The sequence below is a fragment of the Serratia sp. NPDC087055 genome (assembly GCF_044900985.1).
GTDB lineage: Bacteria > Pseudomonadota > Gammaproteobacteria > Enterobacterales > Enterobacteriaceae > Serratia.
Map to the genome: position 1 here is coordinate 175,013 of NZ_JBJDOG010000006.1, position 22,410 is coordinate 197,422.

Here is a 22,410-nt window from a genome sequence, read left to right on the forward strand (position 1 = left end):
TTATCATCTGACGATATGGAGGTCGGGCGAAATATGTTCACTCAAGCATGGCAGGTGGGGCTGGATATACAAAGCCACTGCGTTCGCGCGCTGGCGGCCCAGCGCCGCCGGCATGGCTGGCAACTGCGTCACTGGTGGCAACAAACGTTGCCACAACCGGTGTTGCGTGAAGGTTGTCTGGTGCAGACCGATGCATTAATTCATGCACTGCGACAATGGCGAGTTCAGTTACCAAGACATATTTCCTTACGCATTGCTCTGCCCGCACAACGGGTTTTACAGCACAGCTTGCCGTTGCCGGATGTCAGGCTAAAAGAACCCGCACGTGGCGACTACATCACCAGTCAGGGGCTCAAACAGTTCCCACTGGATAGCCAAACACTGGCGCTGGACTACCGCTGTTCACCCTCAGATCCCACCACGCTGCTGCTTACCGCGGCACGTCAACAGGAATTGCAACAATGGCTGCATTGCCTGCAGCAAGCCAATTTACAGCCACAGGTGGTGGATATCACACCTTGCGCGCTGCGCATTATGGCGGCAGCGGCAGGGCTACCGGCCAATGCCGGTCTGTTGCATCGCCTCGACCAAGAATGGCTGTGGGCCACCCCGCAACGTGCCGCCTATGGTCTTGTGTCGGCGGGGGAGGCGGACGGCGCGCGCCAGGCTCTGGCGGCAATGCATGCTGCCAGCCCATCATGCGGTGAGCATCAGATTTACTATAGCAGCGTAATAGATGAGCAACCGCCGTCAGGGTGCGTGCCGTGGTCGCCGTTCAGTGCTTTTAGCCAGCTCCGGCCCCCGTTACCCCGCTTGCCGGCGGCATTCGTCTTGGCGGGCGGTCTGGCGCTGCGTGGAGGAGATAGCTGATGTACCAGGTGAATCTTTTGCCCTGGCGCATACAGGTTCAGCGTCGGCGCGGTGCCTTTTGGCTGCGCGTGTTTGCGCTGCAATGGGCGCTCATGCTGGTTGTGTTGACGGTGATTATGGGTTTGCTACGTCAGCAACAGGCGCAGCGGCATGAGGCACTGTTGGTGTTGGTCCGCCAGCAAGCGGAACTGACCGATCGTCATCAGCGCTTGCAACAGGCGATGGCGCGCCTGTCCCGTTTAACCGCGCTGGCGGAACAGCACGATAAGAACCTGGCATATAACCGACGTTATCTGCGGTTGTTACAGCAATTCTCAACGCTGTTGCCCTCATCGATGTGGCTTATTGCATTTGAGAGCAAGGCGCAAAGCATCAGTCTGCGGGGGCTCAGCCGCCGTTATGAGGCGGTGGTTCAGTTTGAGCAGCAATTGGCAACAGTGCCGTTATTGCAGAGTTACCGTCTGGCAGACGTAGCGCGGCGCCAGGATGGCCTATTTTCATTTGCGTTGGTCGCGCAATGGAGCCGCCGGGATGACTAAGCCACCGCCGCGTTGGATGGCGAGATGGTCGAGCCTGCCGCGGGGCTCGCTGCTGGCGATACAGGGCCTGGTGCTGAGTGGACTGGCACTGTTGTTTGTCCTGCTGCTGCAGGGGGAATGGCAGCAGTTGGAACAGACCGCGATAGAGCATCGGCGGCTCACACAACGCATTGAATTGTTGTCGGAACAGGTGGCTCGCATGCCAACGCTTGAAGCGGTGCACCAAAATCTTCAACAGATCATACAGCGACCAACCCCCCAGGGGGATTTGATGGCGGTTTTGCAACGCATCGGTGCGGAGCTGCAACGCTGGCACCAGCAAGAAGGTTCGGCGCAGCGAATGCTGAGGCTGCATCTCAATTACGACAGGTTATTAATACTGTTGGAGAACTTACCTGCCCAACTGCGCCTTGCTGAAATGTCCGTTGAAGCGCAGGCGGGGAGGCTCACCACGCATTTTACTTTTCAGGACGCGGCGTTGGCAGAGGCTACGGCGTTGAATATCAATGAATAAACGCTGTGTAGTCTGGTTGTTGTTACTGCCGCTGGGGTTAATGGCGCAGCAGCGGGATCCCTTTAGCCCATTGCCCTTGTCAGGCTGCGTGTCAGCGGTCGAGTCACCGGCGAGTTGGCAATTGAAGGGGACCATCGGGCTGGGGGCATTGCGCCATGCCTGGGTTATCACCCCCAGCGGGCAGTGGTTGCGGTTGGCGCCTCATCAAACCTTGCTGGCTGGGCGTTGGCAGGTGGATAAGGTGCAGGCAAAACGATTAACCCTAAAACGGGAAGAGGTCGAGGTAGATGCTGAGTGCCCGACTACTGAGAATACGGTGGTGTTGGTGCTGGGAACCCCTCATAAGGAAGAAAAAAAATGAAAGGATGCCGTTGGGTGGGAGTGCTGTTATGGGGGGCGGCCATTACGGGTGCCGCACAGGATCAAGGTCCTATCTCGTTGGAGTTTCAGGATGCGCCGGTTACCGTCGTGTTACAGGCGTTGGCAGATTACCGGCAACTGAATGTGGTTACTGCTGTGGGTGTGGAGGGCAATCTGACGGTGAGGCTGGATAACGTGCCCTGGCAGCAGGCATTGGCCGTGATCCTGCGTATGGGGAAGCTGTCGATGACCCTGGAGGGCAATGTCATGATGGTTCACCCAGAACCCAATGAGCAGGAGAAGCAGCGACAACAACAAGCCTTGGCACAAAAACAGCCACTGTACAGCGTGACTCTGTCGTTGAGCCATGCTGATGCCACTGAAGTTGCCGCAAGCCTCAACGCCCAGGACCGTATGTTACTGAGTGAGCGTGGTAGCGTGGTGGCGGACAAGCGCACCAATGCGGTGTTGGTTCGCGATACTGCGCCGGTTGTGGCGCTGTTAACGCAGCGCATTGCGGAAATGGATGCACCGTTGGCACAGGTACAGCTAGCGGCGCATGTCGTCACCATCAATAGCGAGAGTTTGCGTGAGCTTGGCGTGCGCTGGGGCCTGGCACCGGATGAAAAACCGGCGACATCCTGGCGGATGAACGGCTTTAATGTCAATTTGCCGCTGGAACGTAGTGCACTCAGCGCCGGTTTTCACCTGGCTCGGATCGGTGGGCGTCTGTTGGATTTGGAACTGATGGCACTGGAGCAGGAAAATCGGGTGGAAATCATCGCCAGCCCGCGTTTGCTGACGGCGAACTTGCAAACTGCCAGTATTAAACAAGGCACGGAAATCCCCTACGAGGTGAGCAGTGGCTCCACCGGGGCAACCTCGATGGAGTTCAAAGAGGCCGTTCTGGGCATGGAAGTCACGCCGAGAATTTTGCCCAACGGGCGAATCACCCTGACATTGCACATCAGCCAGAACATGCCCGGACGTTCAATCAGCCGTGCTGCAGGCGAGACACTGGCAATAGATAAACAGGAGATCAAAACCCAAGTGACGCTAAAAGACGGAGAAACCGTGGTTTTAGGCGGTATTTTTCAACGTCATAGTGCTCAGGGGGCGGACAAAGTGCCCGGTATGGGGGATGTACCACTGCTGGGATCCTTGTTTAAACAAAGCAGCAAACAGCATAAAAGGCGCGAGCTGGTGATATTTATTACTCCGACATTGATTAAGGCCTGAGCGGCAAGGTGCCCGGTTTGGTGAAAATCGCCTAAAGTTGATGAGCAGATGCACTTTTTTATCACCTTGGGGGCATCTGCGTTTGACGCTGCGGCCGATTTAGCTTACAAGGGTTACCGAATTGAGCACCGAGGTTTTTTTGTTAGCGCCAAGACGCCGTTAAAAACGTATGGTTTCCCTCCTGCGGCGTGGATTGCGATTTATTCGGTTGCCAAACTACCAAGAGTGTTGAGATAATTTTCCGTCTGATCTCGCACTATCGTTCATGAGGTTTCAGTTTAGGTCCCGCCGCTGATTTGATTGGCGGGGCGGGTTAACATTAACGAATTGTCTTAGTAATACCGAAAAACATGGCAGAGAAACGCAATATCTTTCTGGTTGGGCCTATGGGTGCCGGCAAAAGCACTATTGGCCGTCAGTTAGCTCAGCAACTCAATATGGAGTTTTTCGACTCCGATCAAGAAATTGAGCGACGTACCGGAGCTGACGTGGGCTGGGTATTCGACGTGGAAGGTGAAGAAGGTTTCCGCGATCGTGAAGAAAAAGTCATTAATGAACTGACGGAAAAGCAAGGCATCGTGCTGGCTACCGGCGGTGGTTCGGTTAAATCGCGTGAAACGCGTAACCGTCTGTCTGCCCGTGGCGTGGTGGTGTACCTGGAAACCACTATCGAGAAGCAGTTAGCCCGTACTCAGCGCGACAAAAAACGTCCGCTGTTGCAGGTTGATTCTCCTCCGCGTGAAGTGCTTGAAGCGCTGGCGAAAGAGCGTAATCCGTTGTACGAAGAAATTGCAGATGTCACCATCCGCACCGACGATCAAAGCGCCAAAGTGGTTGCCAACCAGATTATCAACATGCTGGAAAGTAACTGATTGCGGTTTCCGTGTTCGCCACGGCAAATGCGGAAAGACTGATTGTGTTCCCCGCAGTAGCGGGGATAAACCACATTGAGAACTGAGCGCGACATGGAGAGAATTACCGTAACGCTTGGGGAGCGCAGCTACCCGATTACCATAGCCGCCGGATTGTTTAACGATCCGGCTTCTTTTATGCCGCTGAAGTCAGGTGAACAGGTCATGCTGGTCACCAACCAAACCCTGGCGCCACTCTATTTGGACCACGTCCGGAAGGTGCTGGAGCAGGCTGGCGTCATGGTGGATCAGGTGATTTTACCTGATGGCGAACAGTATAAATCCCTTGCCGTGCTTGAGCAGGTGTTCTCGGCACTGTTGGAAAAGCCGCACGGTCGTGATACCACGCTAATCGCCCTCGGGGGCGGCGTGGTTGGCGATCTTACCGGCTTTGCCGCCGCCTGTTATCAGCGTGGTGTCCGCTTTATTCAGGTTCCTACCACGCTGCTGTCGCAGGTGGACTCTTCCGTTGGCGGTAAAACCGCCGTCAATCATCCGCTCGGTAAAAACATGATCGGCGCGTTCTATCAACCGGCTTCTGTGGTGGTTGATTTGGATTGCCTGAAAACCTTGCCGGCGCGTGAACTCTCCTCGGGTCTGGCAGAAGTGATCAAGTACGGGATTATTCTCGATCGCGATTTCTTTGTCTGGCTGGAAAACAATATCGATGCATTGATGGCGTTGGATATGCAGGCACTTGCCTATTGTATCCGCCGTTGTTGCGAGCTGAAGGCCGAGGTGGTTGCTGCCGATGAACGCGAAAGCGGTCTGCGTGCGCTGCTGAATCTGGGTCATACTTACGGCCATGCGATCGAAGCCGAAATGGGCTATGGTGTATGGTTGCATGGGGAAGCCGTTGCTGCCGGTATGGTCATGGCGGCGGAAACTGCGCACCGTCTCGGGCAGTTCAGTGCCGACGATATTGAACGTATCAAAGCACTGTTGTTGCGCGCGGGTTTGCCGGTGTGTGGTCCGCAGGAAATGGCGCCGGAATCCTATCTGCCGCATATGATGCGTGATAAGAAGGTACTGGCCGGTGAACTGCGCCTGGTACTGCCGACGGCTATTGGCCAGGCGGAGGTCCGTGGCGGAGTGGGGCATGAAACGGTGCTTGCTTCGATCGCAGCTTGCCTTCCTGAACAGACTGTCTAAGTAAATCGGACGAAGTAACAGTGGCTTAGCCGCCGTTTACATCTATATTAATTAATGTGCAAAGCATGACTGGCGTCGCTTTGCCATGATCGGGTTAATCTGCTCGTGCCACGGTAGGTCTACAGTGGTGGGCTTTTGCCTCTAGTTGGAGGGTTTCAGATGGATGAGTTTAAACCGGAAGACGATCTCAGACCTGATAGCAGCGATCGTCGTCCTGCACGTTCGCGTAAACCGGCTCCGGGACCACGCTTTGCTGTTTCACGTCAGCACTTAATGATTGGTATCGGTATTCTGGTGTTGCTGTTGCTGATTGTCGGTATTGGTTCAGCGCTGAAGGCGCCAACCAAGCACGAAGCGGCACAGGAAGGGGCACAGAATGGCGCAGCCAAGGACATCAACCTGTCGGGCTCGTCGTCGCTGACTGCCGGTAATACCGGTGTGCCAGGCGGTACCACTGACACCAATGACAATAACGGCGTGAGCAGCACGTCTCAGCCGCAAACGGTCAACGTTCCACCTATCTCCAGTACGCCGACGGAAGCGCAACCGCAGCCAGCGCAGGGCGGCGCGCAACAGCGTGTTGATCTGCCAGGCAATATGTCGGATGCACTGTCAGCGCAGCAGGGCCAGGTTGATGCGGCGACGCAGGGCATGAGCGGCCCGATGTCAACGCTGCCGACAGCACCGGCTACCCTGATGAACGGGGCTGCGGCGAAAGAAGCTGCACGCCAAGTGCAGGGCACGGCACCACAGCAACATAAAGTACCGGCGAAAAACGTCAGTAAGCCAGCGGCTACGGCCACACAGCATAAAACGCCAACCACGGTGTATACGCCAGCGCCAGCATCCTCCAGCAAAGCGGGGGCAGCGAGTGCGAAAGCGGGCACGGTAAGCGGCAATGGTGGCTCACTTCAGTCTGCACCGGCGAGCCATTATACTCTGCAACTGAGCAGTGCCTCGCGCTCCGATACGCTTAATGCCTACGCCAAGCAGCAGAAGTTGCAGCATTACCTGGTGTATTCAACCCAGCGTAACGGCAAACCTTGGTATGTACTGGTAAGCGGCAACTATGCCTCTTCAGCAGAAGCGAAGCGCGCAATCGCGACGTTGCCTGCGGATGTTCAGGCGAAAAAACCTTGGGTCCGGCCTGTAGGTCAGGTTCAACAGGATCTGAAAAAGTAACCCGATAGATTTCAAGCTGCTGCCAGGCGGCAAGAGCAGAAATTTCAGTCATTGTAAGGGCGCAGCATGCTGCGCCCGTGTTAATCGGCGGGTACCTGTTTACTCGTAACAGATGACTGAAGTGGCCTGCGGACAGGTCGAATAACTGTGCGTGGCCAATGATGCTGCGGCTTGAAGGATGAAGGGTATCAATCACTTAAATTTGTGCGCTGATGTGCTGTCTGAAACAGAGTACAATCCGCCGCTCTGAATTGTATAATAAGTAGCTAATTGACGGCATGAAGAAAAACCGCGCTTTTTTAAAATGGGCTGGTGGAAAATACCCGCTGGTGGACGAGATTCGTCGTCATCTACCAGCAGGCGACTGCTTAATCGAGCCCTTCGTGGGTGCGGGTTCAGTCTTCCTGAACACAGAATACGACGCCTATATTCTCGCCGACATCAACAGCGATCTTATTAATCTGTATAACATCGTTAAGCTACGTACGGATGACTTCGTGCGTGATGCCCGCCTTCTTTTCACCGATGAATTCAATAAGTCGGATCAGTTTTACCTGCTGCGCGCAGAGTTTAATACGAGTAACGATCCTTACCGCCGTGCGCTGCTGTTTCTTTATCTGAATCGCCACTGTTACAACGGTTTGTGCCGATATAACCTGCGTGGTGAGTTCAACGTTCCATTCGGACGTTACAAGAAACCGTACTTCCCTGAGGAAGAGTTATATTGGTTCGCTGAAAAATCCCGCAACGCGACTTTTGTCTGTGAGCATTACCGCGATACCATGGCAAAAGCTGAGCGCGGTACGGTGGTGTATTGCGATCCGCCTTATGCGCCACTCTCGGCGACGGCGAATTTTACCGCTTACCACACAAATAGCTTCAGCATGGCGGACCAGCAGAGCCTGGCGTTGATGGCGCATCAGCTTTCGGTAGAAAGCCAAGTGCCCGTATTGATTTCCAATCATGATACCGAGTTGACGCGTGACTGGTACCAGCATGCATCGTTGTACGTGGTGAAAGCGCGGCGTACCATCAGCAGAAATATTCTCGGTCGCAGCAAAGTGAATGAGCTTTTGGCGCTGTATCGCTAAGCCGGGAACACTCCGGTGTATTTACCCCAGGGATTTCGAGTCGCGGCCAACAAGGTTGTGGCTTGAAAAACGAGGGGTATAACGATTCGAACCCTACGTTTGGAGAGAGCGGATGAAAAAATTTTTGATTGCCCCGTCCATCTTGTCAGCAGACTTTGCCCGCCTGGGTGAGGACACTGCTAATGTGCTGGCCGCTGGTGGCGACGTAGTGCACTTTGACGTGATGGATAACCATTACGTCCCCAATCTGACGATCGGGCCAATGGTTTGTCAGGCGCTGCGTAACTACGGCATTACCGCACCCATTGACGTGCATTTGATGGTAAAACCGGTCGACCGCATTGTGCCGGACTTTGCCGCAGCAGGTGCCAGTTACATCTCTTTCCATCCGGAAGCCTCCGAGCACGTCGATCGTACAATCCAACTGATTAAAGAACACGGCTGTAAAGCCGGTCTGGTCTTTAACCCGGCAACGCCGTTGAGTTACCTTGATTACGTGATGGACAAGGTCGACGTGATTTTGCTGATGTCGGTCAACCCAGGGTTTGGCGGGCAGTCGTTTATTCACGGCACCCTGGATAAACTGCGTCAGGTGCGCAAGTTGATCGACGAAAGCGGCCGCGATATCCGTCTGGAAGTGGATGGTGGCGTCAAAGTCGATAATATTGCCGAGATCGCTGCGGCAGGCGCAGACATGTTTGTTGCGGGCTCCGCTATCTTCGGTAAGCCGGACTACCGCCGCGTGATTGATGAAATGCGCAGTGAATTGGCAAAGGTGACACATGGCTGATTTCGGCGCGATCCGTGCGCTCGCCTTTGATCTTGATGGCACCCTGGTCGACAGTGCCCCAGGGCTTGCCGCCGCTATCGATTTGGCGTTAGCAGAAATGGGTCTGCCGCAGGCGGGTGAAGCGCGGGTCGGCACCTGGATTGGTAATGGCGCCGACGTGTTGGTGCAACGTGCACTGCGTTGGGCCGAAGTTGAAGCCACCCCGGAACATTGCCTGCAACTGCGCGCGCGTTTTGACCATTTTTACGCACAAACGGTCGACAGCGGCAGCCGCCTGTTTCCACAGGTAAAGGAAACGCTGGCGAGTTTGGCCGCGCAAGGTTATCCAATGGCTCTGGTGACGAATAAACCTACGCCGTTTGTTGCGCCGTTACTGACCGCATTGGGCATTATCGATTATTTCTCGCTGATTATCGGCGGTGATGATGTGGTAGAAAAAAAGCCGCACCCCGCACCGTTGTATCTGGTTCTTGGCAAGCTTGGCTTGCGCGCCAACGAGCTGCTGTTCGTCGGCGATTCCCGTAACGATATTCAGGCTGCACAGGGCGCAGGCTGCCCAAGCGCCGCGCTGACCTACGGTTATAACTACGGCGAAGCTATTGCCCTGAGCCATCCCGACCGCGTGTTGGAGCGCTTTGCCGACTTGTTGCCCGCTCTTGGGCTGTCCTCTTTAGAGAATCAGGAATTTTAAACATGAGTAAGCCCATCGTATTTAGCGGCGCGCAGCCGTCCGGCGAACTGACTATCGGCAACTACATGGGTGCGCTGCGTCAGTGGGTTAAGATGCAGGACGATTACGACTGCATCTATTGCATCGTCGATCTGCACGCCATCACCGTACGCCAGGACGCAGACAAGTTGCGCAAGGCGACGCTGGATACGCTGGCGCTGTATCTGGCTTGTGGTATTGATCCGCAAAAGAGCACCATCTTCGTGCAGTCGCACGTACCGGAGCACACGCAACTGAGCTGGGTGCTGAACTGCTACACCTACTTCGGCGAACTGAGTCGCATGACTCAATTCAAGGACAAGTCCACGCGTTACGCCGAGAACATCAACGCCGGTTTGTTCAGCTACCCGGTGCTGATGGCCGCAGATATCCTGTTGTACCAAACCAACCAGGTACCGGTCGGTGAAGACCAGAAGCAGCACCTGGAGCTGAGCCGTGATATCGGTCAGCGTTTCAATGCGCTATACGGTGATGTGTTCAAAGTGCCGGAGCCGTTTATTCCTAAGTCTGGCGCTCGCGTGATGTCGCTGCAAGAACCGACCAAGAAGATGTCCAAGTCGGACGATAACCGCAATAACGTTATCGGCCTGTTGGAAGATCCGAAAGCGGTGATGAAGAAGATCAAGCGTGCGATGACCGATTCCGAAGAGCCACCGGTAGTCCGTTATGACGTGGCGAACAAGGCGGGGGTGTCTAACCTGTTGGATATCCTTTCCGGCGTGACCGGCAAAAGTATCGCCCAGTTGGAAGCCGAGTTCGAAGGCCAAATGTATGGTCACTTGAAAGGCGCTGTGGCTGAAGCGGTATCCGGTATGTTAGGTGAGCTTCAGGAGCGTTATCACCGTTTCCGCAACGACGAAGCCCTGTTGCAACAGGTCATGCGTGACGGTGCGGCCAAAGCGCGTGCGCGTGCACAGGAAACCCTGGCGAAGGTTTACCAGGCTGTCGGGTTTGTGTCACCGCAGTAATCCTTGGTGAAAAAAAGAAAAGCGGCCATTGGCCGCTTTTTTTACGTATGGGGCTAGGCCATCTGGGCCAGCGGCGGTGCGAGTTCTTGGCTGGAGAACCAATTCAGCTTGCTACGCAGGCTCACCACGCTGCCGACAATGATTAAACTTGGGCTGGCAGCCTGTTGAGCCAAACTTCCCAGCTGGCTCAATGTCCCTTCGATCACCCGCTGGCGGCAGGACGTTCCGTTCTCAACCAGCGCAACTGGGGTTGAGGCAGGCATGCCATGTTCGATCAGTTGCTGTTGGATGTCTGCCGCCTGAGTCAGACCCATATAAAACACCAGCGTTTGTTGCCCGGCAGCCAGTGTTGACCAATCTAGCCCGCCGTCGCGCTTGGCGTGGCCAGTCACTAACCGTACGCTTTGCGCATGGTCTCGATGAGTGAGAGGAATACCGCTGTAGGCTGAACAGCCGGAGGCGGCAGTAATACCGGGCACTACGGAGAACGGAATATTGGCTGCCGCCAGCGTTTCCAGTTCTTCACCACCGCGTCCAAAGATAAACGGATCACCGCCTTTCAGCCGTACAACACGTTTACCCAGCTGTGCTTGCTCCAACAGGATTTGATTGATTTGTTCCTGCGGCACGCAATGGTGGCCCGCACGCTTGCCAACGAAAATACGTTCGGCATCGCGGCGTACCAGCGTCATAACATCATCAGAGACCAGCCGGTCATAAACCACCACGTCAGCCTGCTGGATTTGCTGCAGGCCTTTCAGCGTCAGCAAACCTGCATCGCCCGGGCCAGCCCCCACCAACACCACTTCGCCGTGATCTTGCGGTTGATGGTTGAACAACGCCTCGATCTGCCGTTCCGCCAGTGCTGCGTCATTATTGGCCAGCGATTGTGCGAGGCGATCATGGGCAAAGAGCTTTTCCCAAAAACGACGGCGAGAACCCATGTCGCTGAAGTGCTTTTTCACCCGCTGACGCAATGAACCGCCCAATTGCGCCAACTTCCCCAGATGTTGGGGCAGAACCGCTTCCAGCTTTTCACGTAGCAGACGTGCCAGCACCGGCGCTTTGCCGCCGGAGGACACTGCGACCATAATAGGTGAGCGATCGATAATCGACGGCATGATAAAGCTGGCGCGCTTAGGATCATCCACCACGTTGCAGAACACCCGTTGTTGGTTGGCGCATTGATACACGAGTGCGTTGACCTCGACCCGATCGGTAGCGGCGATCACCAGCCATTTCTCTGCCAGCAATACCGCACTAAATTCGCCCTCCGACAGCGTAACCTGTCCTTGCGCGGCCCACTCATGAAACTGTGGGGTGAATGTGCAGGCATTGACGGTCAGTGCTGCACCGGCGTCCAGCAGCAGGCGAGCTTTGCGTTCGGCAATCTCACCGCCACCGACCAGCAGGCAGGCTTTGTGTTGCAGTTGGCAGAAAATTGGCAGGTAGTCCATCGGCAATCCTCGGGGCAATCAGCAGAGGGGCGCAAGGCGCCCCAAAAATGTTACGCGGTCTGACGTGTTGCCGCTTTTTCGGTTTGAGGTCGTTCGGCACGCGGTGTGGCATACCAGTAACCCAGGCCCATCAGCACTGAGCCGGACACAATATTACCCAATGTCACCCACAGCAGATTATGGCCTATTCCGCTCAGGGTGTAGGCGTCGCTGTGATGGCCGAACCAGGACAGGGCAAACAGCGTCATGTTGGCGACGGAGTGTTCATAGCCGGACGCAATGAAGGCCAGCAGACACCACCAAATAGCGATGAATTTTGCGGCACCCTCAACGCGAATCGCCATCCAAATTGCCAGGCAGACCAGCCAGTTACACAGCACGCCCTTAAAGAATAAGACCTCCGCCGGCGCGGTGGTTTTTGCCAACGCTGCGGTATGCACCAGGCTGGTGTCCACTGGCAGCAGGCTGCCCCCGCCGTAGTAGTACATCAGCGCGACCAGCACTGAGCCCAACAGATTGCCCAGCCAGGTTTGTGGCAAAACTGCCCACATCTGACTTTGGCGTATGGTCCCAGCTTTGACGCCTAACGTCAGGAACATGGTGTGGCCAGTGAACAGCTCGGAACCGGCGATGATCACCAGAGTCAGTGCGATGCCGAAGGTGGCCCCCATCACCAGCGGTCGGATGGACGGGTCGACCAGATTGCCGAGTGTGAAAATAAGAATGATGCCGAGGCCGACGTAGGCCCCGGCCATCGCCGAGCTGATCCAAAAGCCCAGCGGGCTGTGTTTCGCCAGCCTGACGATCCGCGCTGCGTTGGCGGCGCATTTGTTGATGGTATCGGTGAACATGCTGCTTCCCCTGAGGTTAAAGTAAAAAAATCAGGCCGCGACCTGCACCATGCCGTCCAGAACCCGGCTGGTGAAATGCGCAACGGAGCGACTGTCATCTTCCAGGCAGTAGCCGTCGTGCAGGCGGAAATGTTGTTTTTTGAGTGGGCTGGCAACCCACAATTCCCCCTGATGCTCGGCGATCAGGCCGCGTGATAACACACTGGCCTGGGCAAAGGGGTCAATATTGCTAATAGCAAAGACCTGTTCGTCATCGTAAGGGCGAAATATCGCGACCTGCTGGTCGCCGATCAGGGCACATACGCCGGTACCGGGCAGGATATCGGTGATGGGGCAAAGGGTTATCCACTGGCTCATGCGTTGTTCTCCTCAGCTTCCAGTAAGGTGACAGGGATACGTTCATCTGGACGCGCCGGCCGATGCTGTTCGCGCTCGGCGACGACCTGGATGTTCGGATCACGCAGGTTGCTGTTGATAAAGTGGGAGAAACGCACCTGGGATTCCGGGTGCTCAACGGTTTCTTTCCACTCGCAGATCACCGCATCGCGCAGGCGGGCGATCTCGGCTTCCAGTTGAGCGTTGATGCCCAGCTTGTCGTCAATGATCACTTTGCGAAGATAATCGATGCCGCCTTCCAGGCTTTCCAGCCATACCGACGTACGCTGCAGCTTATCGGCGGTGCGAATATAGAACATCATGAAGCGATCGAGGTAATGCTCCAGCGTCTCACTATCGAGGTCCGCCGCCAGCAGGTCGGCGTGGCGTGGTTTCATGCCACCGTTGCCGCACACATACAGGTTCCAGCCGTTCTCGGTGGCGATAATGCCGACGTCTTTGCCCTGAGCTTCAGCACATTCGCGGGTGCAGCCAGAAACGCCAAACTTCATTTTGTGCGGGGTGCGAATGCCTTTGTAGCGGTGTTCCAGCTTGACGCCAAACCCGACGCTGTCGCCGACGCCAAAGCGACACCAGGTACTGCCGACGCAGGTTTTCGACATACGCAACGCCTTGGCGTAGGCATGTCCGGTTTCAAAACCGGCGGCAATCAGTTTGCTCCAGATGGCTGGCAGGTCGTCTTTCTGCGCGCCGAACATGCCGATACGCTGGGAGCCGGTCATCTTGGTGTACAGATTATATTCCTTGGCGATCTGGCCAACGGCCATCAGTCCGTCCGGTGTGATTTCGCCACCGGCGGAACGTGGGATCACCGAGTAGGTACCGTCTTTCTGGATATTGCCGAGGAAGTTATCGTTGGTGTCCTGCAACGGCGTATGCTGCGGTTTAAGCACGTACTCATTCCAGCAGGAAGCCAACAGCGAGCCGACGGTCGGTTTACAGACTTCGCATCCGTAGCCCTTGCCGTATTTGGTTAGCAGTTCATCGAAGGATTTAATGCCTTCGACGCGGATCAGGTGGTAAAGCTCCTGACGCGAATAGGCGAAGTGTTCGCACAGGTGGTGATTAACCTCGATGCCCTGTTTGCTCAGCTCGGCGTTCAGCACCTGTGTGATCAGTGGAATACAGCCGCCACACCCGGTACCGGCTTTGGTTTCGGACTTGATCGCCGCGACGGTGTGGCAGCCCATGCTGACTGCTTTGATAATGTCGCCTTTGCTGACGTCGAAACAGGAGCAGATTTGGGCCGTTTCCGGCAGTGAGTCGACGCCGATAGCCGGTTTGCTGCCCGCATGCGCTGGCAAGATCAGGCCATCCGGATTTTCTGGCAGCTCGATGGCGTTAAGCGCTAATTGGAGCAAATTGCCATAATCGCTGGTGTCACCGACCAGCACCGCGCCAAGCAGGGTTTTGTTGTCTGCGCTGACCACGATGCGTTTATAAACTTCTTTGCTCTCATCCAGATAAACGTAGCTACGAGAGCCTTCGGTACGACCGTGAGCATCACCGATGCCGCCGACGTCGACACCCAGCAGTTTCAGCTTGGCGCTCATGTCTGCACCCAGGAAGGTGTTTTCACGGCCCAGGAGATGGTCGGCCACGACCTGCGCCATTTTATAGCCAGGAGCGACAAGACCGAAGGTACGCTCACGCCATGACGCACATTCGCCGATGGCGTAAACGTCTGGATCGGACGTCTGGCAGCTGTCGTTAATCACGATGCCACCCCGGCGTGCGGTCGCCAGGCCGCACTGGTGAGCCAGCTTGTCCTGGGCCCGGATGCCGGTGGAGAAAACGATAAAGTCGACTTCCAGCGCGGTTCCGTCGGCAAACTGCATGGTCTTGCGTGCTTGTTCCCCGCCGTTGATGATTTCCTGGGTATTTTTACCGGTATGGACTTTTACGCCCATACGCTCGATCTTGCGACGAAGTTGATCGCCACCCATCGGGTCGAGCTGCTCTGCCATCAGTACCGGCGCGAACTCAATGACGTGGGTTTCTACACCCAGGCTTTTCAATGCGCCTGCAGCTTCCAATCCCAGCAGGCCCCCACCGACGACCGCACCGCGTTTGCTGCGGCGTGCGCAGGCTTCGATGGCGTTCAGATCTTCAATGGTGCGGTAGACGAAACAGTCCTGGCTTTCGGCGCCTTTGATCGGCGGTATCCACGGGTAAGAACCGGTGGCCATGATCAGCTTGTCGTAGTACACCGTACGGCCGGTGTTGGAGTGAATGACTTTTTCGCTGCGGTTGATGGTAATGGCGCGCTCGCCAACCAATACCTTAACGCCCTGTTTTTCGTAAAAGCCTTCACGCACTAACGAAAGCTCTTCGGCAGTGTGGTGAGAGAAATAAGAAGACAGGTGAACGCGATCGTAAGCGATACGCGGTTCTTCACAAAATACGGTAATGTCGAACTGGTCTTTGTCTGCTTTTTCCAACAGATCTTCTATGAATCGGTGGCCGACCATGCCGTTCCCGATGACAGCAAGTTTGACTCTGCTCATTATTGCCTCAAAATTCTGGTTTCCTAGGGTTACCTTATTCTTCCCAACGGGCAATTTATTGATGCAAATCAATCGTCCCTCCATATACCTCTAATGTGGTATATAGATGATTTTTATCGATATTTGATAAGTTGCGGTTTTTATTCATCTTTAGCTGAAACGAGCCAGTTGATACGAATTTTACTCATTTGGGAGTAATGGTGGGGGGAGCCACCCCAAGGCGGCTTTGTCAGTATGATCCGCTACCAGTATGATGAAGAAAACAGGTTGGAACAGCAGAGGTGAAGGGTGGCCAAGAGTCCATTAAAGTTTATCGATAACCTGCGATTAAGCGGGCATGAAGGTCTTTGGCAACTGGCCATTGAACAGGGGCGCATCGCTCATATCGTGCCGCAGCCGGAAGGGCCGGAGTGGCGAAGTGATGTGCTGGATGCGCAGGGTGGGTTGGCGATGCCGGCATTTGTTGAACCGCATATTCACCTGGATACGACCCAAACAGCCGGACAGCCGACTTGGAACCAGTCTGGTACCCTGTTCGAAGGCATTGAACGCTGGGCTGAACGCAAGGCGCTGCTCACCCATGAAGACGTTAAGCAACGGGCCTGGCAGACGCTGAAGTGGCAGATCGCCAACGGCGTGCAATATGTGCGTACTCACGTTGACGTCTCGGATCCTACCTTGACGGCGTTGCGAGCGATGCTGGAAGTGAAGCAAGAGGTCGCGCCCTGGGTCACTTTGCAGATCGTCGCTTTTCCGCAGGAGGGCATCATGTCTTATCCCAACGGAGAGGCGCTGTTGGAAGAGGCACTGCGGCTGGGGGCTGACGTGGTGGGGGCCATTCCACACTTTGAGTTCACCCGTGAATACGGCGTGGAGTCGTTGCACAAGGCGTTTGCCCTGGCGCAAAAGTACGATCGGCTGGTGGACGTGCATTGTGACGAGATTGATGATGAGCAGTCACGCTTTGTTGAAACCGTCGCCGCCCTGGCGCTGAAGCTGGGTATGGGAGCCAAGGTGACGGCTAGCCACACCACGGCGATGCATTCTTACAATGGTGCTTACACGTCGCGGCTATTCCGCCTGCTGAAAATGTCCGGCATCAACTTTGTTGCGAATCCGCTGGTGAATATTCACTTGCAGGGGCGCTTCGACAGCTACCCTAAACGGCGTGGTATTACCCGGGTGAAGGAGATGCTGGAAGCAGAGATTAATGTCTGCTTTGGTCATGACGACGTGTTCGATCCCTGGTACCCGCTGGGTACCGCCAACATGTTGCAGGTGCTGCACATGGGGCTGCACGTGTGCCAACTGATGGGATATGGCCAGATAGACGACGGATTGAAATTGATCACCAGCCACAGTGCGCGGACGTTGCACCTGACGGATTACGGCTTGGTGGCAGGCAACAGTGCCAATCTGGTGATCCTGCCTGCAGAAAGCGGGTTTGATGCCGTGCGCCGGCAGACGCCAGTGCGCTATTCAATACGTGAAGGGGCGGTGATTGCCGAAACCCAGCCAGCGGAGACTACGTTGTACCTGACACAGGATGAGAAGGTGGATTTCCGGCGCTAAGGTGCAGACTGAACTGATAAAAAAGGGCGCCGAGGCGCCCTTTTCACATCAGGGTAGCAGATTAGTGCGTTACGTGGCCGTGGCTGCGGTGCTTGGTCACGAAACCGAGCAGCAGACACATCACGAATACTGCCAGGTAGAGTCCGTTAGCGGTAGTGAGCGCCGCGTGCGCGCCACCTTTTGCGACAATCGGGCCGGTAACCACGAAGGTCAGCATGGTGCCGATGGTGCCGCAGGTCAGGATGAAGTTAACCAGTTTCGGTGAGGAAACCTTGGTCTGCAACGAGCCCAGTGTGATCAGCGTGGTATAGATCGCACTTGAAACGAAGCCCAGCGCCATAATGTAGTAGCCCAGGTGTTCCGGGTTGTCGGTGCTGACGAACAGGTACATTGCGCCAGTCGCCAACGCGGCCAGAATGGTGACGATACGCTGCAAATCAAAGAAGCGCAGGATAAAGCTGAACACCCACATACCGACCATGTACGACGTCCAGAAGTCGCTCACCAGTTTACCTGCCTGGCTGATATCCATCCCGAAGGACTTGGTGGCGTATTCCGGTACCCACTGAATGAAGCCGAGCTGACCGAGGATGTAGCACAATGCGGCGATCGACAGGAACAATACGCCGATACCCCATTTTTCTTTCGCTACCGGCTGACCCGCGTCGGCGCCTTTGTTGCCCAGTACCGGGAATTCGGAGAACAAGGCCAGCACAAAGATGCCCACGTACAGCAGGCCGATACAGGCGTACACCCAGTACCAACCAATCTGACGCGCCAGCAGCATTGCGGCGACAATCGGGAAAATCATCCCCGCCATGCTGAAGAAGGAATCAGTGAACAGCAGACGTGAACCGCGTTGGCGGCCCGCATACATATGGGTAATCAAGAAGGTGCCTATCGACATGGTGATACCGCTGACCACACCCAAGATAAACATGCATAACGAGAACATGGTTAAGCTTTTGCTCACCATCAGTCCTGCGACAGCCAATACCATCAAGATAAAGCCAAACATCAGTTGGCGTTTCAGCGGGATAATTTCCATCAGCCAGGCATTAAGGAAGATCGAAATCAAAATACCGGCGTTGAGAAAGGTAAACGTATTACTCATGCTGGAAACCGGCAGATTAAAGTACTCTGCAATGTTTCCCATCACCATCCCTGTGACGATAACTAAAGCACCGGTCAGCGCGTAAGAAAAATAGCTGATCCAGGTAAGCCGTAGACGGTTGCTGTCATTCATTATATAGGCCTGATTATGTCTGTTAGGATTACTCCCGTCGCCTTTCAAACCGCAGCGTGGTTGCCTGCGTCCATTGATCCCAGTCACCGTAGGGGGCGAATAAATTCGCCCCGATTAACACGGGCGCTGCATGCAACGCCCCTACAATACCAGGGGATAAATGCACTGGACACTTGACTGCAATTTGAAATTCATAGGGTATAACGCTGGATTAAGGCCGCTGGTTTTTCCTGGCAAAAGCAGAAAAAAGTCCCGATCAAGCCACCAGGGAGCGGATCCTAGCACAGACAACGGGAGTTTTTGTGATGGCTGTCGATTTTTTGATGCAATCAATGAAAGCTGCTGAGATATTTTTGTGATCTATTTTCTTGCCGTCACGATCGAATCACGGCTGATGACTTTTGGCGAGAAGTGCGCACCGGCGGTGGTCGGGTCAATCAACAGACGTGCAGCGTACTGTGCCATTTCGGTAATGGGGAAATGCACGCTGGTCAGAGCAGGCCGCACGAAGGGCGCGCGTTCACCGCTGTCATAACAAATTAATGAGATATCTTGCGGTACCCGCAAACGGTGCTCGTTGATCGCCAATAAAGCACCTATAGCCATCTCTTCGTTACAGCAATAGATTGCGGTCGGGACAGTTTCCATTTGCAGCAGCTGGTCGGCGCAGCGATAGCCACTTTCAAGATCGTAGAGCCCTTCGACGCAGGCGACCGGTTTGATATGTGCAGACTGCATCGCTTGTTCAAAACCGTCGAGCCGCAATCGGCTGGAAGGGCGGTCACGCGGCCCGCTGATACAGGCGATGTGTCGGTGACCGGCATCGATCAACTGCTGTGTTGCCATTTGGCTGGCGCGTGGATGATCGAAGGTGACGCAGCGGTCTTCCAGGCCAGGCACCAGACGATCGAGCAGCACAAAGCGGCGTTGCTCTGTCGCCAATTGGCGCAGTTGGTCATCGCTGAGAAAGCGTACGTGCAGGATCACGCCATCACAGCGCAGGCTGAACAGCCGCTGAATCGCCTGCCATTCATTTTCCGCACTGTTACGTCCCTGGGTTACCAGCAGTTGTTTGCCGTGAGATTCGGCTTCGGTTTGGACGCAGTCCATCAGTGCGCCGAAGAAGCCGCCACGATACGAGGTGGTGACCAGTCCCAGGGTATTACTGTGGCTGGAGGCCAGCGCACGGGCGGCAGGATTGGGGGTGTAGCCGAGCTGAGTCACCGCGCGCTCAACCTTCTCGCGGGTTTGCCCTTTAACGTTGGTATCGCCATTCACTACGCGTGACACGGTGGCGCGGGACACGCCTGCCAAAGCTGCGACATCTTCCAGTGTCACCATCATCCGACTCCTGATTACGGCAAAGAAACGGGTCCGGCGAACCGAACCCCGACATACTCGTTATAGCAATCTATCAGCGACTCTGGCTTGCCAGACAGTTATTTAAACTGTGGCAGATAAGGCGCATTCACCGCCAGCACTTCATCCAGCAGGGGTTGTGCCACGTTAGCATTGCCCACCAGTGGGTTGGTAACCAACGCCAACAGAGCGCTACGTCGGCAGCCATGTACGGCAGCGTCGATGGTCAGACGTTCATAGGCTTTGACCTGCTGGGTTAGCGCGTGCATGGCGTCTGGCAAGGTGCCAAACGTCAGCGGATGTGCACCCTGCGCATCGACGATACAGTTAGTTTCTATCACAGCGTCGTCTGGCAAACCGCGAATAGCACCACGGTTTGCTGTATTGACGACTAATTGCGTACCGAGATTATTATGGATCGCACGGATAAGCTCCAGCGCGACTTCTGAATAGTATGATCCGCCACGGAAACTGAGCTGCTCCGGTTTGCTGTCGAGATGTGGATCGGCATACAGTTCAAACAATTCTTTCTCTACTTTCATCACCTGCTCGGCGCGGGTGCCGCGTTCGGCCGCTGCGGCAATTTCTTCAGCCAGCATCTCTTTGGTCTGATAGAAATAGCGGTGATACGGGCATGGGATCGCACCGACGGCACGCAGGAAATCAGGCTGCCACGGCTCTTCCTTGATGTTGTTCATCGTCAGAGCTGCACCGTCGCACAGCATGTTGATGACCTGGTCGGTCACGTCGAGACCGTTTTGCGTAACCTGATGTACCCACACCATATGATTGAGGCCGGCGAACTGCAGCTGTACTTCGCTATAAGGTGCCTTCAGCATGTTGGCGATCATGTGATGCATGCTGATCGGCACGTTGCACAGGCCGATAATTTTCGCTTTGGTATAACGAGAGACCGCTTCAGTGACAATGCCGGCAGGGTTGGTAAAGTTGATGATCCAGGCATCGGGTGCCAATTTTTCTACTCTGCGTGCAATATCCAGCATGACTGGAATGGTGCGCAGCGCTTTGGCAAAGCCACCAACGCCGGTGGTTTCCTGGCCGATAAGATCATATTTCAGCCCTAAACGCTCGTCGGCGGCGCGTGCCGGCAGTTGCCCGACGCGGAACTGCGTCAATACGAAGCTGGCTCCGCGAATCGCGTCATCGAGCTCGAAATGCACGCTAACCTTCACTTGCTCTAACCCGTGGCGTGCCAACATGCGTTGGGTCAGTGCGGCAATGATTTCTACTTTCTCACGCCCAGGCTCAACGTCTACCAGTGCCAATTCAGTCACCGGCAGCTCTTCGATACGTTGGATCAACCCATCGACCAATTCAGGTGTATAGCTGCTGCCGCCGCCAATAACAGCGATTTTCAACGTGTTCATGCGCGAACCTCCAACTGGGCCTGACGGCGGTACAGTTCAATCATGTCGTCCGCCAGATCCTGGATCACCATGGCATTCATCAAATGATCTTGGGCATGAACGGTGATCAGGTTGATAGTCAGTTTGCCGCAGCCTTCGTCCAGACCGATCAGCTGGGTCTGAATACGATGGGCTTTTTTTACCGATGCTTTGGACTCGGCCATATGCTTGGCCGAGGCGGTAAAGTCGCCGGCACGCGCTTGCTGTAGCGCCATCAGCGCACTGCTGCGGGCACCACCGGAGAACACCAGCAGCTCCATGATGGTACTTTCAAAATCGGGGCTGATTTCAGTTTCAGTCATCAATTCACTCACATTATTTCTCCAGTTAATGCGCGACAGTCATGCCGGCGGATAGTCATTGTTTTCAGTGTCGCCTCAAAATGAGAGCGCTCTCATTTGTTTAGATTAACCAGAATGAGAAACGAAACCGGGAGTTGTGTCGCAAAAAGTGACGAAGGGGTAAAAAGGGCAAAAAATGCGTGATGCGGTTGGCAAAAAGGTCTAAGGCGATCATACTTTTGGCAGTAAATTTCGGGGGTGACTGAGATATATCCCACAATTACGTAAATATAGGTAAATGGCTGGCACTCGCAGGTGCGGCTCTTTAGAATCAAGGCGCTTTTCCGTTGTTTGTCTCCCAGAGAAAGGACCCGTTAATGTTCAAACGTACTTTAGTGACCTTCGTTGCGCTGTGTTCCCTGACAGCAATGGCGCCCGCTGCGTTCGCCGCCGGTGAAACTCATGTCATGCTGACCACGTCGGCAGGGAATATCGAATTAGCGCTCGACAGTCAGAAGGCTCCGGTTTCCACCAAGAACTTCGTCGACTACGTGAACAGCGGCTATTACAACAACACCGTTTTCCACCGCGTGATCCCGGGCTTTATGGTTCAGGGCGGTGGCTTTACTGCGGATATGCAGCAAAAATCAACCCAGGCGCCAATCAAGAACGAAGCGGATAACGGCTTGCGTAACCTGCGCGGCACCATTTCGATGGCGCGTACTGCCGACAAAGACAGCGCTACCAGCCAGTTCTTCCTGAATGTGGCGGATAACGCCTTTCTGGATCACGGCCAACGTGATTTCGGCTATGCGGTGTTCGGTAAAGTGATCAAAGGTATGGATGTCGTGGATAAAATCTCCCAGGCACCCACCGGTAACGTTGGTCCGTACCAGAATGTCCCGAGTAAGCCTATCGTCATTCTGTCCGCAAAAGTGCTGCCATAATGATTTTGCGCCGGCCCCAAG

Annotated in this window: 22 protein-coding genes; 14 read left to right on the forward strand and 8 right to left on the reverse strand. The window is 55.1% G+C overall.

Going from position 1 to position 22,410, the window contains the following annotated elements; all coding sequences use genetic code 11:
- Nucleotides 1-33 precede the first annotated feature (33 nt).
- The 12 genes from pilM to trpS all read left to right on the forward strand — a co-directional run bounded on the left by pilM (nucleotide 34) and on the right by trpS (nucleotide 10,346).
- Nucleotides 34-870 (forward strand): type IV pilus biogenesis protein PilM, encoded by an 837-nt coding sequence (gene pilM, locus ACI2J2_RS21690; protein WP_404760837.1) that lies wholly within the window; start codon nucleotides 34-36, stop codon nucleotides 868-870.
- Entirely contained in the window at nucleotides 870-1,409 is a 540-nt protein-coding gene (locus ACI2J2_RS21695) for a PilN domain-containing protein (RefSeq protein WP_404760838.1), read from the forward strand. The genes pilM and ACI2J2_RS21695 overlap by 1 nt, the downstream gene beginning before the upstream one ends.
- Nucleotides 1,402-1,923 (forward strand): hypothetical protein, encoded by a 522-nt coding sequence (locus ACI2J2_RS21700; RefSeq protein WP_404760839.1) that lies wholly within the window; start codon nucleotides 1,402-1,404, stop codon nucleotides 1,921-1,923. The genes ACI2J2_RS21695 and ACI2J2_RS21700 overlap by 8 nt, the downstream gene beginning before the upstream one ends.
- Nucleotides 1,916-2,284: a hypothetical protein gene (locus ACI2J2_RS21705; protein WP_404760840.1), complete on the forward strand. Its 369-nt coding sequence runs from the start codon at nucleotides 1,916-1,918 to the stop codon at nucleotides 2,282-2,284. The genes ACI2J2_RS21700 and ACI2J2_RS21705 overlap by 8 nt, the downstream gene beginning before the upstream one ends.
- The gene (gene hofQ, locus ACI2J2_RS21710; RefSeq protein WP_404760841.1) at nucleotides 2,281-3,522 is read left to right on the forward strand and encodes a DNA uptake porin HofQ; all 1,242 of its coding nucleotides are present in this window, start codon (nucleotides 2,281-2,283) and stop codon (nucleotides 3,520-3,522) included. The genes ACI2J2_RS21705 and hofQ overlap by 4 nt, the downstream gene beginning before the upstream one ends.
- A gap of 350 nt (nucleotides 3,523-3,872) precedes the next feature.
- Complete coding sequence (gene aroK, locus ACI2J2_RS21715) at nucleotides 3,873-4,394, forward strand: shikimate kinase AroK (protein ID WP_004391482.1); 522 nt, start codon at nucleotides 3,873-3,875, stop codon at nucleotides 4,392-4,394.
- Between the two features lie 93 nt (nucleotides 4,395-4,487).
- Entirely contained in the window at nucleotides 4,488-5,585 is a 1,098-nt protein-coding gene (gene aroB, locus ACI2J2_RS21720; RefSeq protein WP_265556030.1) for a 3-dehydroquinate synthase, read from the forward strand.
- A 159-nt stretch (nucleotides 5,586-5,744) separates the two neighbouring features.
- A complete protein-coding gene (locus ACI2J2_RS21725; protein WP_209639130.1) occupies nucleotides 5,745-6,767 on the forward strand; it encodes an SPOR domain-containing protein in 1,023 nt (340 codons plus the stop codon).
- A gap of 278 nt (nucleotides 6,768-7,045) precedes the next feature.
- A complete protein-coding gene (gene dam, locus ACI2J2_RS21730) occupies nucleotides 7,046-7,858 on the forward strand; it encodes an adenine-specific DNA-methyltransferase (protein WP_209639128.1) in 813 nt (270 codons plus the stop codon).
- A 112-nt stretch (nucleotides 7,859-7,970) separates the two neighbouring features.
- On the forward strand, nucleotides 7,971-8,648 hold the full coding sequence (gene rpe / locus ACI2J2_RS21735; RefSeq protein ID WP_209639126.1) for a ribulose-phosphate 3-epimerase: 678 nt from the start codon (nucleotides 7,971-7,973) through the stop codon (nucleotides 8,646-8,648).
- Nucleotides 8,641-9,339: a phosphoglycolate phosphatase gene (locus ACI2J2_RS21740; RefSeq protein WP_209639124.1), complete on the forward strand. Its 699-nt coding sequence runs from the start codon at nucleotides 8,641-8,643 to the stop codon at nucleotides 9,337-9,339. Before rpe ends, ACI2J2_RS21740 begins: the two co-directional genes overlap by 8 nt.
- 2 nt (nucleotides 9,340-9,341) lie before the next feature.
- Nucleotides 9,342-10,346, forward strand: coding sequence for a tryptophan--tRNA ligase (trpS, locus tag ACI2J2_RS21745; protein WP_209639122.1), 1,005 nt, complete (start codon nucleotides 9,342-9,344; stop codon nucleotides 10,344-10,346).
- Nucleotides 10,347-10,399: 53 nt separating this feature from the next.
- Here the strand turns inward: trpS and cysG are convergent, their stop codons facing one another.
- From cysG to nirB, 4 genes are read right to left on the reverse strand one after another with little or no spacing between them, the layout of a single operon-like run.
- Nucleotides 10,400-11,803 carry a siroheme synthase CysG gene (gene cysG, locus ACI2J2_RS21750; RefSeq protein WP_404760842.1) on the reverse strand — a complete coding sequence of 468 codons (1,404 nt, stop codon included), beginning with the start codon at nucleotides 11,801-11,803 and terminating at the stop codon, nucleotides 10,400-10,402.
- Between the two features lie 50 nt (nucleotides 11,804-11,853).
- On the reverse strand, nucleotides 11,854-12,654 hold the full coding sequence (gene nirC / locus ACI2J2_RS21755) for a nitrite transporter NirC (RefSeq protein ID WP_209639118.1): 801 nt from the start codon (nucleotides 12,652-12,654) through the stop codon (nucleotides 11,854-11,856).
- Between the two features lie 30 nt (nucleotides 12,655-12,684).
- The gene (nirD, locus tag ACI2J2_RS21760) at nucleotides 12,685-13,011 is read right to left on the reverse strand and encodes a nitrite reductase small subunit NirD (protein WP_265556026.1); all 327 of its coding nucleotides are present in this window, start codon (nucleotides 13,009-13,011) and stop codon (nucleotides 12,685-12,687) included.
- Nucleotides 13,008-15,557 carry a nitrite reductase large subunit NirB gene (gene nirB, locus ACI2J2_RS21765; protein WP_209639114.1) on the reverse strand — a complete coding sequence of 850 codons (2,550 nt, stop codon included), beginning with the start codon at nucleotides 15,555-15,557 and terminating at the stop codon, nucleotides 13,008-13,010. Before nirB ends, nirD begins: the two co-directional genes overlap by 4 nt.
- Nucleotides 15,558-15,845: 288 nt before the next feature.
- Between nirB and ACI2J2_RS21770 the strand changes: the two genes are divergently transcribed.
- Nucleotides 15,846-17,129 (forward strand): cytosine deaminase, encoded by a 1,284-nt coding sequence (locus tag ACI2J2_RS21770; RefSeq protein WP_209639112.1) that lies wholly within the window; start codon nucleotides 15,846-15,848, stop codon nucleotides 17,127-17,129.
- Between the two features lie 61 nt (nucleotides 17,130-17,190).
- On the opposite strand, the gene tsgA is transcribed toward ACI2J2_RS21770, so the two are convergent.
- The 4 genes from tsgA to ACI2J2_RS21790 all read right to left on the reverse strand — a co-directional run bounded on the left by tsgA (nucleotide 17,191) and on the right by ACI2J2_RS21790 (nucleotide 21,463).
- Complete coding sequence (gene tsgA / locus ACI2J2_RS21775; protein WP_209639110.1) at nucleotides 17,191-18,375, reverse strand: MFS transporter TsgA; 1,185 nt, start codon at nucleotides 18,373-18,375, stop codon at nucleotides 17,191-17,193.
- Between the two features lie 360 nt (nucleotides 18,376-18,735).
- A complete protein-coding gene (locus ACI2J2_RS21780) occupies nucleotides 18,736-19,716 on the reverse strand; it encodes a LacI family DNA-binding transcriptional regulator (RefSeq protein ID WP_404760854.1) in 981 nt (326 codons plus the stop codon).
- 98 nt (nucleotides 19,717-19,814) lie between these two features.
- Nucleotides 19,815-21,122 (reverse strand): 6-phospho-beta-glucosidase, encoded by a 1,308-nt coding sequence (locus ACI2J2_RS21785; RefSeq protein WP_265556025.1) that lies wholly within the window; start codon nucleotides 21,120-21,122, stop codon nucleotides 19,815-19,817.
- The gene (locus ACI2J2_RS21790; protein WP_209639460.1) at nucleotides 21,119-21,463 is read right to left on the reverse strand and encodes a PTS lactose/cellobiose transporter subunit IIA; all 345 of its coding nucleotides are present in this window, start codon (nucleotides 21,461-21,463) and stop codon (nucleotides 21,119-21,121) included. The genes ACI2J2_RS21785 and ACI2J2_RS21790 overlap by 4 nt, the downstream gene beginning before the upstream one ends.
- Before the next feature lie 356 nt (nucleotides 21,464-21,819).
- Between ACI2J2_RS21790 and ppiA the strand changes: the two genes are divergently transcribed.
- Nucleotides 21,820-22,389, forward strand: coding sequence for a peptidylprolyl isomerase A (gene ppiA, locus ACI2J2_RS21795; RefSeq protein WP_037424983.1), 570 nt, complete (start codon nucleotides 21,820-21,822; stop codon nucleotides 22,387-22,389).
- Nucleotides 22,390-22,410: the final 21 nt, after the last annotated feature.